The 15,240-nt window shown below is 40.6% G+C and carries 14 protein-coding genes; 9 read left to right on the plus strand and 5 right to left on the minus strand.

Annotated elements, in window-relative coordinates; all coding sequences use genetic code 11:
• Positions 1–6: 6 nt before the first annotated feature.
• Complete coding sequence (locus FAX86_RS02165) at positions 7–915, minus strand: transcriptional regulator GcvA (RefSeq protein WP_144391691.1); 909 nt, start codon at positions 913–915, stop codon at positions 7–9.
• A 238-nt stretch (positions 916–1,153) separates the two neighbouring features.
• Between FAX86_RS02165 and FAX86_RS02170 the strand changes: the two genes are divergently transcribed.
• Together FAX86_RS02170 and ctlX are read left to right on the plus strand one after the other, a co-directional pair.
• Positions 1,154–1,444, plus strand: coding sequence for a hypothetical protein (locus tag FAX86_RS02170; RefSeq protein ID WP_144391692.1), 291 nt, complete (start codon positions 1,154–1,156; stop codon positions 1,442–1,444).
• 308 nt (positions 1,445–1,752) lie between these two features.
• Positions 1,753–2,655 (plus strand): citrulline utilization hydrolase CtlX, encoded by a 903-nt coding sequence (gene ctlX / locus FAX86_RS02175; protein ID WP_246128482.1) that lies wholly within the window; start codon positions 1,753–1,755, stop codon positions 2,653–2,655.
• A 66-nt stretch (positions 2,656–2,721) separates the two neighbouring features.
• Here ctlX and FAX86_RS02180 read toward each other — a convergent pair whose 3' ends face one another.
• Positions 2,722–4,680 carry an alpha/beta hydrolase family protein gene (locus tag FAX86_RS02180; protein ID WP_144391694.1) on the minus strand — a complete coding sequence of 653 codons (1,959 nt, stop codon included), beginning with the start codon at positions 4,678–4,680 and terminating at the stop codon, positions 2,722–2,724.
• Positions 4,681–4,833: 153 nt separating this feature from the next.
• Between FAX86_RS02180 and FAX86_RS02185 the strand changes: the two genes are divergently transcribed.
• Positions 4,834–6,588 carry a protein kinase domain-containing protein gene (locus FAX86_RS02185; RefSeq protein WP_144391695.1) on the plus strand — a complete coding sequence of 585 codons (1,755 nt, stop codon included), beginning with the start codon at positions 4,834–4,836 and terminating at the stop codon, positions 6,586–6,588.
• Positions 6,589–6,598: 10 nt separating this feature from the next.
• Here the strand turns inward: FAX86_RS02185 and FAX86_RS02190 are convergent, their stop codons facing one another.
• The 3 genes from FAX86_RS02190 to FAX86_RS02200 form a co-directional block, all read right to left on the minus strand.
• A complete protein-coding gene (locus FAX86_RS02190; protein WP_144391696.1) occupies positions 6,599–7,777 on the minus strand; it encodes an FHA domain-containing protein in 1,179 nt (392 codons plus the stop codon).
• A gap of 108 nt (positions 7,778–7,885) precedes the next feature.
• Positions 7,886–9,148, minus strand: a complete 1,263-nt coding sequence (locus FAX86_RS02195; RefSeq protein WP_144391697.1) for a DUF819 family protein — start codon at positions 9,146–9,148, stop codon at positions 7,886–7,888.
• Between the two features lie 42 nt (positions 9,149–9,190).
• Positions 9,191–9,661 (minus strand): Mpo1 family 2-hydroxy fatty acid dioxygenase, encoded by a 471-nt coding sequence (locus FAX86_RS02200; protein WP_144391698.1) that lies wholly within the window; start codon positions 9,659–9,661, stop codon positions 9,191–9,193.
• An 80-nt stretch (positions 9,662–9,741) separates the two neighbouring features.
• Between FAX86_RS02200 and FAX86_RS02205 the strand changes: the two genes are divergently transcribed.
• The 6 genes from FAX86_RS02205 (at position 9,742) to FAX86_RS02230 (ending at position 15,196) form a co-directional block, all read left to right on the plus strand.
• Positions 9,742–10,518 carry an SAM hydrolase/SAM-dependent halogenase family protein gene (locus FAX86_RS02205; RefSeq protein ID WP_144391699.1) on the plus strand — a complete coding sequence of 259 codons (777 nt, stop codon included), beginning with the start codon at positions 9,742–9,744 and terminating at the stop codon, positions 10,516–10,518.
• Between the two features lie 74 nt (positions 10,519–10,592).
• Positions 10,593–11,150 (plus strand): RNA polymerase sigma factor, encoded by a 558-nt coding sequence (locus tag FAX86_RS02210; RefSeq protein ID WP_205859088.1) that lies wholly within the window; start codon positions 10,593–10,595, stop codon positions 11,148–11,150.
• Positions 11,140–11,799, plus strand: a complete 660-nt coding sequence (locus FAX86_RS02215) for a zf-HC2 domain-containing protein (RefSeq protein ID WP_144391700.1) — start codon at positions 11,140–11,142, stop codon at positions 11,797–11,799. The genes FAX86_RS02210 and FAX86_RS02215 overlap by 11 nt, the downstream gene beginning before the upstream one ends.
• A gap of 15 nt (positions 11,800–11,814) precedes the next feature.
• Positions 11,815–12,696 (plus strand): hypothetical protein, encoded by an 882-nt coding sequence (locus tag FAX86_RS02220; RefSeq protein WP_144391701.1) that lies wholly within the window; start codon positions 11,815–11,817, stop codon positions 12,694–12,696.
• Between the two features lie 159 nt (positions 12,697–12,855).
• Positions 12,856–13,332 carry a peroxiredoxin gene (locus FAX86_RS02225; protein ID WP_144391702.1) on the plus strand — a complete coding sequence of 159 codons (477 nt, stop codon included), beginning with the start codon at positions 12,856–12,858 and terminating at the stop codon, positions 13,330–13,332.
• Positions 13,333–13,528: 196 nt separating this feature from the next.
• On the plus strand, positions 13,529–15,196 hold the full coding sequence (locus FAX86_RS02230) for a FapA family protein (RefSeq protein WP_144391703.1): 1,668 nt from the start codon (positions 13,529–13,531) through the stop codon (positions 15,194–15,196).
• Positions 15,197–15,240 lie beyond the last annotated feature (44 nt).

Consider the following 15,240-nt stretch of genomic DNA (forward strand, 5'->3'; position numbering starts at 1 on the left):
GAATCGCTAGAATAGCGACTCCATTGCTTGCTCTTGAGCGACCGTCTCAATAATCCAGTCACAAAAAGCCTTTATTTTGGGCCGTTCAGCCCACTCTTCTGGGCAAACTAGGTCGTATTTGAAATCGCTAGGCAAAACAATATCGTATGGACAAACCAGACGCCCAGCTTCAATTTCTGGTTGAGCCAATACATTATGTCCTAGAGCAATACCTTGGCCATGAATCGCCGCCTGCATAACCATACTGGAATGAGAAAATACGGGACCTTTACGAAGATCGATACCTTTTACGCCCGCCAACTTGAGCCACTTTCGCCATTCATCTGTCGTTCCATCATGCAATAACATATGATGTCTCAGGTCATCAGGCTCAGAGAGAGGTTTCTCACCGGTTAACAAAGCTGGTGAGCACATTGGTGTTAAAAATTCGTTTAATAAAGTTTCGGTATACATTCCAGGATAATCACCTTTTTCGTAATATATCGCGATATCGATATCATCCTGAAAAAAATCCACTTCGCGGTCCGTTGCTTTCAAACGAACCTCAATATCCGGATAAAGTGAATTAAAGCGACTTAGCCTTGGGACCAACCACACAATAGCAAAAGTAGGGACAACTGAGATGTTCAATGCACCTGCTGCACCTTGTGCTTTTAACTGCTCTGTCGCCGCCGCTAATTTCTCAAAAATATCACGTATTTTTGGCCAATATTCCTGGCCTTGGTCAGTAAGTAATAACTTACGGTTCTTTCTAATGAATAACTGGACTCCTAGAAACTCTTCGAGGCCCTTAATTTGATGAGAAACTGCGGCCTGTGTCACAAAAAGTTCGTCCGCAGCTCGAGTAAACGATAAATGCCTCGCAGCCGCTTCAAACGCTCTTAAACTATTTAACGGAGGTAGTCTTCTAGCCATAATCACAACATTAGTTTTTCTAATGTGAAACATTATAAATGATCGTTTGAGGCATTGCACCAAAATCATTAATATACAAACCGTTCCCGAGAGACACGTTGGCACACTCAGTTTTAACAGGTAGTTTTTTCGAAGTTTGCCAGAAGTACGGCGGTCATCACCAAGTGATGAATGGGAAAGTGATTTAGGTATTTGTTAGCGCAATATACATGTAATTCGATGGAGTGAGGTAATCGCCATGAAACAGTTTGCAAGATTTGTATCGCTTAGCGCGGTAGTTTTTTTCTCAGGCGTGAGCTTAAATACGCAGGCACTAGACTTAAATACTCAGTCATTTGAGTCTAACATCGAGTTGCAATTAACTCGTTTAAAAGCTGAAGCATTAATCAGCGTTAAATACGAAATTAAGAACCAACTCAAAGCACCTAAGAGTTTAATTTTGGGTGAAGTTGCGAAGCCAAAAGCAATGAAAAATCAATTGGCACAAAACACTAATGTTTTGAACAATTTGGAAAACTTAGCGGAATAATCACGCTAAGGGAACGATTTTCGGGGCTTTTGCTGATTCAGCTAAAAGCTCCTGAGTGAGTAGCTCAAACTTTTATCTGTCCCAACAGTGATTGATTAGCGTAGTCAGAGCACCTCCTACCCTTTTGGTCCTATCTGGCTCGACTTTTAGCTAATATCAGGCTTGTCTTTTGACAAGCCTTTTTTTTGCACCGAATTCGTGCTTGCCATTAGCCCCTTCCTGCGGTTAACTTGGTTTCTCATTTAAAAATCTCAACTCATTTATCAAAGATCATGCTAAAACACAGGCAATCGACTCACAGTGTCATTATGTGTCGCCCCTTGCGATTTGGATTTAACGAACAAACAGGGTCTGACAACGAGTTTCAACACAAGCCAAGTAAACAAGAAGCAGAAACAGTTCTTACTAGTGCGTTATCGGAATTCGATAACGCGGTCAATCAATTAACCGAACATGGCGTTGAAGTGCTAGTTCTGGAGCACCCCGAAGATTTACACGTTCCAGATGCGGTCTTTCCAAATAATTGGTTTACCACTCATTCCGATGGTACGGTTTTACTTTACCCGATGAAAACCGCCAATCGCAAAATTGAAGTCATTCCTCAAAAATTAAATGCACTATTGGAAAACTCAGGTTATCGAATAAAAAATATAGAAGATATCACCGAATCATTAAACCAAAATCAAATTCTCGAAGGCACCGGTGCCATAATTTTTGACCACGAATACCAACAAGCCTACACAGCACTTTCAGATCGATGTGAACAAGCCATTGTAGAGGCTTATTGTCAAAAATATGGATGGCAATCTAATATTTTTAATGCAACCAGTTCTCACGGAAAATCCGTCTATCACACCAATGTGGTCATGAGTATTGGCTCAGAGTTCGCCGTGATATGCGGTGAGAGTATTGCAAAAACGGAACGAACAATTATTTTCGAAAAGCTTGAGTCATGTAAAAAAAAGGTTATCGATATCAGTTTTGAACAGATGGAACGTTATTTTTGTGGAAATATATTAGAAGTAAAAAATAGCAAAGACGAAACCACCATTGTTATGTCTCAATCAGCCTGGCGAGGCTTTAACACGACACAGAGGAAACAACTTGAAAATTTAGGTCATTGTCTTATAAACGATGTTCACACCATTGAGCACATTGGTGGAGGGAGCATGCGCTGCATGATGGCGGAAAACTTTTTGCCCTCAAAATAAATAGAAAAAGCGAGAAAATCCAAAGATTGACTCGCTCTTTTCAAAGTTCGCTTGTTACTTAACTCATTACTTTATATGCGTATTCAAAAACTTAGCAACACGCTTGTAATACTTCACTCGTTTTTCATCGGATCGAAGACCATGCTCTTCCTGGTCAAATACCAACCACTCAAACTCTTTTTGGCTTTTATCGAGTGCTTCTTTCAGAGCCTCTGCATGCTCAATCGGCGCAATTTCATCCTTAACTCCATGAATGAGTAAAATTGGTGCCTTAATATTTTTCGCATTATACACCGGAGAATGAGCTTTTAATTGCTTTTCATCTGTACCAACAAACTCTCTTAAAACTAACCGCGAGGCGTAAGAGTCGGCATAACTACCCTCTTCGTCTAACATATTTAGGTCGTAAATACCCGCCGAGGCAACTGCACATTGATAAAAATCAGGATATTTAACTAACGATTGAACTGCGGAATAACCACCAAAACTTTGCCCCATAATGCAAATTTGATTTTTATTAATACGTCCCTGTTGAATCGCCCAATTTGCCGCTTCGTAAATATCACGCTGAATTAAAGTTCCCCAATTTTGGTATCCCGCTTTTTTAAAGGAAAGGCCATACCCACCTGAACCTCGGTAATTAACTTGCAACACAGCAAATCCTTGATTCGCTAGCATTTGAACCTCAGCGTTATACCCCCAAATATCTCGAACTCCGTGTGGTCCACCATGCACCAAAACCACCATAGGTACTTTTTCATTTTTTGGCTTTTGCGGATAGGTAATGTAACCACGAATATTCAATCCATCAGACGATTTAAATTTGAAAGGCTCTACCACATTGAGTTCAGATGGACTTAGGTGCTTTGCCATAGACAATATAGGACGAATTTCTTGAGTTTTAGTATTAAATAAAACAAAAGTGCCAGGAGTCGTATCACCCGAAACTGAAACTATCCATTGTTCGCCATTTTGAGATTGACTGGTAATTGATATTGAATAACCTAAAAATGTTTTTGCGAGAAATTTAAAGTTTTGAGTTTCTTTTGAATCTGGATAAATTAGCTGATAAACCGGATAATCGGGGTATGTTTTTAACGCGATAACCTCTCTGGTATTTTTACTAAACACTCCTTCTCTAACTAAATCCAATTCAGGATCTTGATAGATTAAACGGCGTTTTCCATCAGATAATTGATATTTAAATAATCCAAGAGTATCTCCTCCAGCATTATTGAATGCATAAAACGACTCTCCGACCACTGAAGCGATACTGAACGACTCTCCCATCGAAACTTTATCAATTTCTTTCCAACCACCATCTTCCTTCTTTACAAATAGTGTCTGATTACGCTCGGAATCTATAGAATGTGCTAGTTTTAATTTGCCATTTTCATCGGTGTAAAAAGCTGCTCGACGAGCAGGTGATTTAGCAATACGATGTGTTTTTCCACGGTAAACATCTAATGTCATCACCTCGGGATAAGCACCTCGATTATCCCACTCTGCTGAACTAATCAAAATATGGTCATCATCATCTTTTAAGACGTCTATGATTTCTGCCCAAGCCTTATTCTCATTGGCTTTGCGACGGCTGTGACGCTTTCCAGGATCGTGAGCTCGAAAACCAAATATAAATTTACCGTTATCTCCATCATAATCAACAGCATACAACTCGCCCAAATACTTAGGCTCTTCATATTGAACTAAGTTATGCAAAACTTTAACAACAATCCGATCATTATTGACCCAAAAAATCTCACCAGGAACATTCGCTCCCAAACCGTGATTACCCAGTTGTTTTAAGCTCGGCAAGGCAAAAAAGTATATGCGTGTTGACTCGCCATTATCGTAAGTTACGGCAACACGCTTTCCATTGGGCGAAATGACCGCTTGTTTATATTGATAGTTTTTAGCGAAATCTTCGATTGATAATGCTTTCGCTGAAATTGAAAAGATACCGAGGATAAGAAAAATCAGGGGTATTAAAGATGAATTTATTTGATGGTTAAGGTAAAGAGTCACAAAAGGTTCCCATTATTCTTAGTTTTTATTATTAGCAGACGATTGTAGGGATGCAAACCATCTAATTCAAGACACCTACCGAGATTACACTTTTTACTGGGAAGCCTTAAATTCTCTGCTAAGCTTAACGAAAACAAAGCAAAACAATTACTTATGGAAATTTCAGGCTACCAACTCAAAGAGCAAATTGGCGAAGGAGGCATGTCAGAAGTTTATCTTGCCGAGCAACTTTCTTTGCGCCGCACCGTTGCCATAAAATTTTTATCCGAACAACTTCTTAATCACACTACGGCTCTCGACTTATTCGAGAACGAGCCTCTCATCGTAGCTCGATTGAATCACCCCAAAATCATTCACGTTATCGATAAAGGAGTTACAGAATCTGGCAAGCCTTACTTTGTTATGGAATACGTTAAGGGTGTGACTTTACACGACCTCGTTCAAGACGATGAAATTCCAATGAGTAAAAAAATACAATATATAATTCAAGTGTGTCGAGGATTAGCTTACGCACACCGAAATAGTATTGTTCATAGTGATATTAAACCAGCAAACATCATTGTTGATACTGAGGATAACGCTCGTATACTCGACTTCGGAATCGCCAGTTTTTATACCGACGAGCGCTTTCAAAGTAACAACCGAACTCAAGTGATAGGAACAGAAAGATACATGGCACCTGAGGTGCAAATATCCTCTGCTAACGCAAGTCTACTAAGTGATATTTATTCCTTAGGAGTTATGATGTTTGAAGTGTTTACTGAAAACTTTATAGATCCTGTAAGTCAACCAAATATCGAAGCATCAAACTTACCAAAATCGATTAAAAAAGTTATTAGTCAATGTATTGCCAAAGATCCCTCTCAACGCCCCACTTCAGCTTCCGTTGTCGAAAACCAATTACTACAAGTCATTAAAGGCGCACACCTTGCTGCTAGCCAGAAAGAAAGTGCAGAAAAAGATGTTCAGGCTCTCAATAAAAAATTTACACTGCTAGATGTGCTTAATGAAAACGAGTTCAGCACTGTTTATTTATACGAAAAGAAAAAATCCAATGACTTAATTGTCATAAAGAAACGAAATCATGATAGTAGCGGGCTTAAGGAAGCCAAAATACTTTCCAATTTAAAACATCCAAATATCATTAATATTTACGGTACCGCCAGTAATCAGCGTGCCTTTATTGTTGTTATGGAGTATATGAATGCCGGAGCCTTATCGGATCGTTTGCTTACCCCCTTTAAATTTAACGACTTTTTCTCCATTGCAACCGACCTTGTCGATGCATTGGTGTTCGCACACCAAAACAGAGTTCATCATGGAAATATTCGCCCCTCCAACATTTTGTTTTCTCAAACCAATGAGGTAAAGCTCACTGACTTCGGATTAAGCGAGCATTATCATCATGAGGAAGACGTTGACAATTGGTATTCTCCACAAAAAGAAGAAGCGATTTCCCCTCAATTGGATATCTTTGCACTTGGAGCCGTGTTTTACCACATGCTTACAGGAAGCCCAATACAATGGAAAAAAGGGCAGATTGCTTACACTGAAAATTACGGCGAGTTACCAAAGAGACTGCATGAATTTTTGTTGAAAATGTTAGCCCTTGAACCCAGTTTTCGATTTCAAACAGCCGTTGAAGTACAACGAGAACTTGCTAAATTAAAAGCACTACCGGAAAAAGACCTAAAGCGTAAATCTGTCTTCACACCTATCGGCATCAGAAGAAAAGCAAAAGCTTCATTGCCCTTTTTTCGGTGGTTCAATAATCTATTTTGGATTTTGGTATTTTCGGTCGGCTTCACTTATTTGCAGATTTATTTTTTCTTACCGGAAGTCAAAATTCATATTCATCAAATACTCAGAGAGTTTTTACTGTGGTGGGCTGCTCAGTTAAAACCTTAAATTGCATTCACTAAAAAAGTGCAAAAAACAGCAAAGCCGCGCCGCCTAAAACAGCAACGAAAATTGTCCACATTCCAAAATCGAACGATGACTTTTCATCCTCAAAAAATATTTTGTTTGGTTTGTCACCTTCAGCTTGAAATATTAAGTCAACACCGCCAATAGTAACTTCATCTCCATCAACCAAGGTAGCGCGAGTCGTCATTCGAGAGTTAACCAGTAATCCATTTGCTGCGCCATTGTTTTTTATACTCCAAAAACGTCCCTTTTTGAAGACTTCAACATGCCGGCCAGAAACACTGGTATCTTCTCTTGATAAATGATGACCAAGCATTCGACCAATTGGCGATCCTGTCGACTCAACTTCGTAAAGCTTGCCACGTACTGCCGATGACTTGCCATGAAAAAATGCCTTTTCAAGCGTCATATCGTCAGTAATCGTATCGACACTTTGCGGCGTTGGGTATTTGCCTGTTGCTTTGGGTGCTTTTGCGCTCGCTGTTTTAGTTTCTCGTATTGTCGTGTTGTAAACTTGCTGTTGTTGATCGCTTACTTCACCAGTAAAGATGACTTTAAAACAAAACTCATCTACTCGAATTTCATCGCCATGCTTTAATAACGCTTCCGGTTTTCTCTCACCATTAATAAAAGTTCCATTTGCCGACTGCAAATCTTTAATTCGAAGCTTATTATCGGCAAAGGTTATTTGTGCATGCTTTCGCGATACATGAGGCATTGGAATTGCAATATCACAATCGGTATCTCGACCTAGAGTAATCGATTTGGATACCGGAAATATTTGTCCTGAAAAAGGAGCCGTTTGTGCTTGAATTAACCAGTCGCTTAACGCGTCTCTTATCTGCGTCTTGTTGCTCGCTTCGTCTCGACGTGGACTTCGATTAAGCAAAGGATCAACCAACTCAAGTTCGGTATCTCCAATCTTGATAATATCCCATGCTTTTAAATCGATATTTAAAGCTATAAGAGCACCATTAACAAACGAGCTTTTCGTTGTCGACTTGTGAACAAACTCAATGTCGTTGTCTTTAATATGCAATTCAGCATGATGAGGATCAACACGGGCTGAATCAATCACAATATCGCACGATGGGTCACTACCAATCGTGATCAGAGAATCCACCAACCATCGGTCGGGGCGTGATTTATCTCTGAATTGTAACTTCAACATCCGATTGTTTCCTCATAAGTGTCGGCTCTGTATATCAATCTCGTTTAACCGCTACTATCTAGTATAGGCTTTTATTATAAGTTGCTTATTCTAATGTAGACCAACTTTTTAACTAATGGGGGCGGCCATTTGCATTAACAATCCACATAAATACGCTGCATAGGTGCCGAGAGCATACCCCAATACAGCGAGTAGTACACCTACCGGCGCCAAAGCGGGATGAAACGCCGAAGCAACCACAGGTGCGGAAGCAGCTCCACCCACATTAGCTTGACTGCCAACCGCGATAAAAAATGTTGGTGCTTTTATAATCTTTGCCACCCCTAATAGCAAAAACGCGTGAATACTAATCCAAATTAATCCAACGATAAAGAGCCCGGGATGATCGGCTACGGCTTTGATATCCATTTTCATACCAATTGAAGCCACCAGAATATAAATAAAAACCGAACCGACTTTTGATGCTCCCACGGCCTCGAGTTTTCTGGCTGGACTGAAAGAAAGCGCCAAACCAATGGTCGTCGCAACAACAATCAACCAGAAAAATTTACTATCAAGACTGAACTTCTTAAGTTCGGGAAAACTTTGAGATATCAAAGGCGCCAAGAAGTCGGCAAAAAGATGAGCTACTCCGGTAGCGCCAAACCCAACGGCAAGAATGATCATAAAATCATTAAGCATCGGCATTCTTGCATGCTCCATATGAAATTTTTCGACTTGCTTACGAACTTCTTCAATCGATGAGGCGTCGGCCCCACGTTTCGCATCTAACTCTTTTGCTTTACTGGCCATAACCAGCAAAACAGCCATCCAGATGTTAGCCACGATAATATCCACAGCAATCATGGCGGGGAATATGTCATCAGAAACATTAAAAGTTTCGTACATGGCTGCCTGGTTAGCCCCACCACCAATCCAACTACCAGCGATGGTAGTCATACCACGCCAGACTTCATTAGGCTCAGCGCCACCGACCGTTTCTGGACTCACGAGCGACACCAGCAAAATTGCGATTGGACCACCAATTACAATGCCTATCGTCCCGGTTAAAAACATGATAACGGCTTTGTTTCCCAACTTTTTGATCTTTCCGAGATCAATACTCAGGGTTAACAATATCAGTGAAGCAGGTAACAAGAATCGAGAAGCGACATAATAAATTTGAGAGTCGCTACCTGAGATAATACCCGCAGAGTTAAAAATGGCAGGAATAAAATAACAAAGCAATAATGCTGGAACGTACTTGTAAAAGTTGCGCCAAAAGTTGTGGTTAGAGTGCGACGTGTAAAACACAAACCCCAAACTGATAGCTAAGATTCCTAACGTTACGCCATCACTGGTAATTAAAGCACTACTTTCTTCTACAGCCATATTTTCACTTTATTATTTGTTTTATTAAAAAAGACACGCCAACTAGGAAAACTTAATTCCCAATTTTTTATATATAAATCCCATAAGCCAAGCAGGCCCAACAAGCAAGAACAACACGTCCTTAAAGAAGGAAGGTTTTTTACCTTCAATTTTGTGCCCGACAAATTGGAATATCCAAGCGACTATAAAAATGACAACGCCAACCACCCAAGGTTCAAATGGCGCGAGTCGTTCGATAGCATACGTTGCCCAAATGACGATTGCCGAAAACAGAAACATACCAATACTCAAGGACAAAGAAGTGACAATATAAAATATCATCACGAGCACTAAAGCCACGGTTGCCCAATTTACTATTGAATGAACCGCTAACCACTGAGGCACAGGTATTGACCAAAGCATTAACGCAACACTCCAGAAAATAGCAGGCACACAAATCCAGTGAATCAGTTTATTAGTCGAATTTTGATGACTCTCACCATACTCTTCGAGCCATTGAGTAGCAGTTTTCATCGGTTCACCTTAATATTATCTAACGGGCACCACTATACCACTGCCCTAAAATTTAAAAAAGCGTTTCAAATGAGGCACATATGGCTAACATAATTACACTAATGACCGATTTCGGAAGCCAAGATGGTTATGTTGGCGCAATGATGGGACGATTGTTACGCCTTTCACCACACCATCGAATTGTCGAAATTACTCACGACATTGAACCGCAAAATGTTTGGCAGGCAGCTTTTTCTCTGCAGCGTTATGCCCAGGAGTATCCCGATAACACTGTCCATATGGTAGTGGTGGATCCTGGCGTTGGCTCAGAACGGAAAGCATTGGCACTCAGATGCGATCGACATTGGTTGGTCGGGCCGGATAACGGCGTGCTATCTCTTGCGGCCTCTCGCTACAAAAATGTTGAAAGTTACCAATTAAAGTCTCAAACAGAATGGTGGAAAAAGCATACCAGTTTTGATGGATTAGCCTTATTTAGTCCTGCAGCTGCTTGCTTGCTAAACCCTGAAATCAGGCTTGAAGAATTAGCGAGTCCCATAGACGGCTATCATAATCTTGCTTTTCCGCCGGCAGAGTTCATTGGCAATAAACTGATTGGTCAGATTCTAAGCTTTGATCGCTTCGGAAATGCCATTACCAATATTACCTCGGCAGACATTCCCAAAAATCCTCTGTTAACCGTTGACTGCAACAAATATCAATTTCCCATTCGACCTTTTTATTGCGAAGCTAATGCCAATAACCGAATTGCAATTATCAACTCCGATGGATACCTGGAGCTCGCTATTTATCAGGGGTCCGTTAAGGCGGAGCTAGCTCTCTCTATTGGAGATAGTGTATTTGTCGATCCAGAATAAATCATACAAATTTAAAACTTTTTTTCTCCACTCAACGACTAACTCTGCAAACACAAACTTTATAAGTCCAAAATATGTTGTTTAAAGAAGAAGACTCACAACTAATCAGTAAAGCGCTCGATGGCTCCGAGCGCGCGTGGGTCAAGCTCGTACGCAGATACGAAAAGCGAGTTTTCAACTATTGCTTGCGTCTGACTGGCTCAGCAAACGATGCCATGGACCTAATGCAAGAAGTTTTTTTAGCGGTCTATAGAAATTTGCCGAGCTTTCAGGGTAATAGCCAGCTTCTAACCTGGATTTTTCGAATCGCAGCCAATAAATCAACCGACTGGCTAAGAAGCAAGCACAGAGTTCCGACTCACGAAGCAGACCCTATCGATGTCAATCACAAAGTCGATTCAAAAACACCACAGCTCGAATTACAAACAGAGCAATCGAATAATGAGATTATGCGATGTTTATCCGAGCTGCCCGACAATCAGCGTATTATCGTTGAACTTAAATTCTTCCAACACTTCACTTTTGACGAAATTGCTATGCAAACAGGCATTTCGCCTAACACTGTGAAAACCCGACTTTACGCTGCCCTAAAAAAACTTAAAGGGCATTTGGAGGTAAAACATGTCATGTGATCATTCACTCGTCGAACGTTATTTGTTTGAATACCTAGAGAGCACCTTAGAGCCCTCTCTTGCCCGAGCATTCGAGCAGTCCATCGATCGTTGTGAACATTGCCGCGATCTTTATCATGGCGCGGTAAACATGCAACAAATGGATAAAACCTGGCACGAGCAAACTCCACCGAATTGGCATCGAACTGCCTTTGTAGCGCGATCGCGGCAGAGCAAACATGTCAACTGGATGAATCGACTGTCTCTGGCAACGTCAACACTGGCCATCATGTTAGTTCTCTTTCGCGTCGAATTTATTTCTAATGACAGCGGGTTTTCTGTGAGCTTTGGCGGTAAAGGCTCACAATCCGAAATAGCAAGTATAGTTGAGCAAAAAGTTTCTCAGCTAGCAGAGCAGCAAGCGGAATACATAGACACGCGTTTTGAGAATCAAAAACTGGATCGTGTCAGCGAAAATCAAGAAATGGTTAAAGCATTATTAGCACACAATCGTTCAGAGCGACGTCAAGATATGAATGTGTTGATGGCCAGCTGGTTACAACAACGTGATTCCGATCAGCAAAAATTCAACAAACGTCTCGACTATGTCGTCGACAATCAAATTGAAAATAATCAGTACCTAAATCAGGTGCTCAAAACATCCCATTAGGTTTAGGAGATATCAATGACTATTAAGCACACTTTTTTAGCCGCGATCGCTTGCACGGTACTTTGCAAAGCTTCGGCCAATGATTTCTCAGAAATCAATAAAGACATGCGAATTATGGAGAAAATATTGGAAGCATCACTGGGTGGAGATGAGCGATTTGGCGGCCGAATAGATTCGCAGTATCTTGCTCAACAAGGCATGGTTTTCACTATTTATTCTAATCGATTTCTCTCTGTTACCGGCACACCTACCGACTGGGAAAGCTGGGGTGAACAAATCGGAGCTAATACGCTAGCGCTAGTTCATAGCACGCTCTCGCCAATGACCGATGTACTGCCTCCTGAAGCCATCGAAGAAATCGAAGTAGAACTTGAATCCAGTATGGATGAGTTACGTAACAAAGACGAAGCGTCTCGCGTAATCAGAGAAGAGCTTGAGAAAATGCGTGAAGAGCTCAGAGAGCAAAAGGAAATTTTACGCGATAACTTAAGAGAACTCCGTCAGGTAGAACGAGAAAAGTTTCGTGCCGATGAAGAGAAACAGCAGGAACTTGACGAGCAAAAAAAGAAAATTGAGCAACAAATTGCTAATAATAAGGAAGCTATGAATCAATACAATGCTAAAATACAAGCCTACCGCGAAAAACGGCTCGCTAAATTAAATGAAAAAAAGCAAAGTTTAATTGATGATTCCATTAAAACTTTGTGCGAATACAAAGCATCTTTGAAATCTTTACAAAACGATGAATATGTCACCCTGATTTTTGATAACTTTGGTAGAACCTCAGGTAATGATGATGAAATTTATGTTTTCCAAAAATCAAAACTGAAAAACTGCGAAGTCGATGAGAGTGGTTTAGCAGCTATTAAAAAATCAGCGATCATTTATCAACAATAACTCATTCCAACCTGCGATTAAGATCGCATCGAATTAATGAATCGCAGGTTTCAATTAACAATTCGTATTAAATACCTCACAAAATTTATGTCTATCTTTCAACGTCAATTATTTCTAGAATAAAGCAACTCAATCTAGCTGACTGAAAGGAAATTAAAGATGATCAAAGAAGGTGACAAACTCCCCGCAGCAACATTTTCATTAATTACTAAAGAAGGCTCCAGCAATCCAACAACAGAAGAGCTTTTCTCTGGTAAAAAAGTTGTTCTATTTGCGGTACCCGGAGCATTTACTCCAACCTGCAGCGAAGCTCATCTTCCAGGCTTTGTCGTTAACGCAGATAAAATTAAAGCCAAAGGTGTCGATACCATTATTTGCCTTTCTGTAAACGACTCTTTTGTTATGAAAGCCTGGGGAGAAGCCAGTAATGCTGACGATATTATGATGCTTGCTGATGGCGGCGGACAGTTTACCAAGGCAATCGGCCTAGAAATGGAAACTGGTGACTTTGGTGGCTTGCGCTCTCAAAGATACTCAATGATTGTTGATGATGGCGTTGTAAGTAAACTCAATGTCGAACAACCCAAACAATTTGAAGCCAGTACCGCCGAAGTTATTCTGCAGCAACTAAGCTAAAAACTTCGTTTTTCCTGGCCGGTTTTGCATTCAAGGCTAAATCCGGCCTATTTCCCCTCTTTTGCTCATTAAACTCCTTGATGATTACCCCAAAAAATACAGCAATCTCAAAAGTTTAACTTCTTATCCATTTTGTCTATACTTTATTCAGTTGATATGAATTTTGGTACTTTGTAATTTTCATGAGGCATACTCTATGAGCGCACTGAAACTGCAGTGGAGTAAGCAGCCGTTTTTTGTTGAGGCTGTCATAGAGCCGTCTGAAAAAACAATGAATATTAACGAAGTGGCCTTCCACAACTTTTTCAAACGCTCCCAATTCGCGCGTTGCCACTTATTTGAAGACAAGGTCAAAGAAGTGGTGGAAACCTGCCTGAATATCAATAATGATCCAAACATCGGGACTCAAATTATTACTGTTGCCGAAGCTCGTGACGCCGAATTTGAGCTTGAGATTGATGAAGAAGAAATGTCTGCAGTTGTGAAGGTGACTACAGCTTGTCACGGGAAGACCTTTGATTTTGATAGTCTCGTTGAGTGGTTAAACAATAATAAAGTGGTTGATGGCATCAAAGAAGACGCCGTAAGAGACTTTTTAAAAACGATTGATGAAGTAGAGCCAGGGTCTCATTTAGAAGCAGTTTTAGCAACCGGTAAGCTTCCCGAACCCGGCGCCAAAACAGAGTTCAAATGTTTGGTGCCAACGTTATTAGACCGAGTACTCAAACCAAGACTTAAAGACGACGGAACTGTCGATTTAATCGATCTTGGTACCATTGATACAGTACAACCGCAACAGCCAATCATGAAACGCATTCCTGCAACTCCTGGAACTAATGGATTTACGGTGACAGGCCAAACAATTATGGCTCCAGAAACCGAAGAAACACCTTTTGAGTTAGGAGAAGGCGCAGAACGCTCAGCGGAAGACCGTCATTTGATCATAGCATCTCGCAGCGGTATGCCGGTCATTATCGACAACGGAATGAGAGTCGATGAAGTTTATATGGTTGAAGAAGCCGATGCTTCTCACGGCAATATCATATTTGATGGCAGTGTTGTCGTTAAAGGTGATGTTTCCAACAATGTTCGAATAGAGGCTACAGGCTCTGTTACGGTCGGTGGCTCAATAAATTCAGCGACCATATTAGCCGGCTGTGACGTTGCAATTGCGAACGGCGCCGCAGGAAAGAAAGTCGATGAACAAGCGAGTGATGATTATTCCGGTTTAAGCTGCCACGTCACAGCAGGAGGACATATCAATATTGGATACGCTCAATACTCTCATTTAGAGGCTGGTAAATCGATTCATATTAATAAACAGTTATTGCACTGTCGAAGTGAAGCTAAACAATCTGTTATTTTAGGTCAAGGTAATGATCGAAAAAGCAAACTGATAGCAGGCTTTACTAAAGTCGGAGAGTCAATAACAGCGGGAGAAATTGGCGCTCCAGCATTCATTAACACTCAACTTTTTTTAACCGCCAACTCTGATGAAGGTCGAGAAGAAATTGCCCAATTAAAAGAAAAGATGGTTCCCATTAAGAAGCAACTGGATCAGCTGTACCAAGTTCAGAAATCATTACTCGATAACAAAGAAGCTCCTGACCGAAAGAAAAAATTAGAACAAGCTAGAAATTCTATCCTAAGTCTTGAAAATGACCTTGCACCTATTCAAGAAAAAATTAAAACAATCGAAAAAGAAACACAAGAAAATCTCGAAAAATGTCATATTAAAGTGGTCAGTAAAATTTTTCCGGGCGTGCGCATCCATTTTGGTCTGTCAAAAATACGCATCAGTGAAGAAAAAGGTAGTGGCAAGTATATTTACACTACGGGTAAAATTGAGTTTACCCAAGAGTAATTTCTATTCTCGTCTGGGGATATAGCCTTGAGATATAACCCAAG

This window comes from Pleionea sediminis (assembly GCF_007570825.1).
Classification (GTDB): domain Bacteria; phylum Pseudomonadota; class Gammaproteobacteria; order Enterobacterales; family Kangiellaceae; genus Pleionea; species Pleionea sediminis.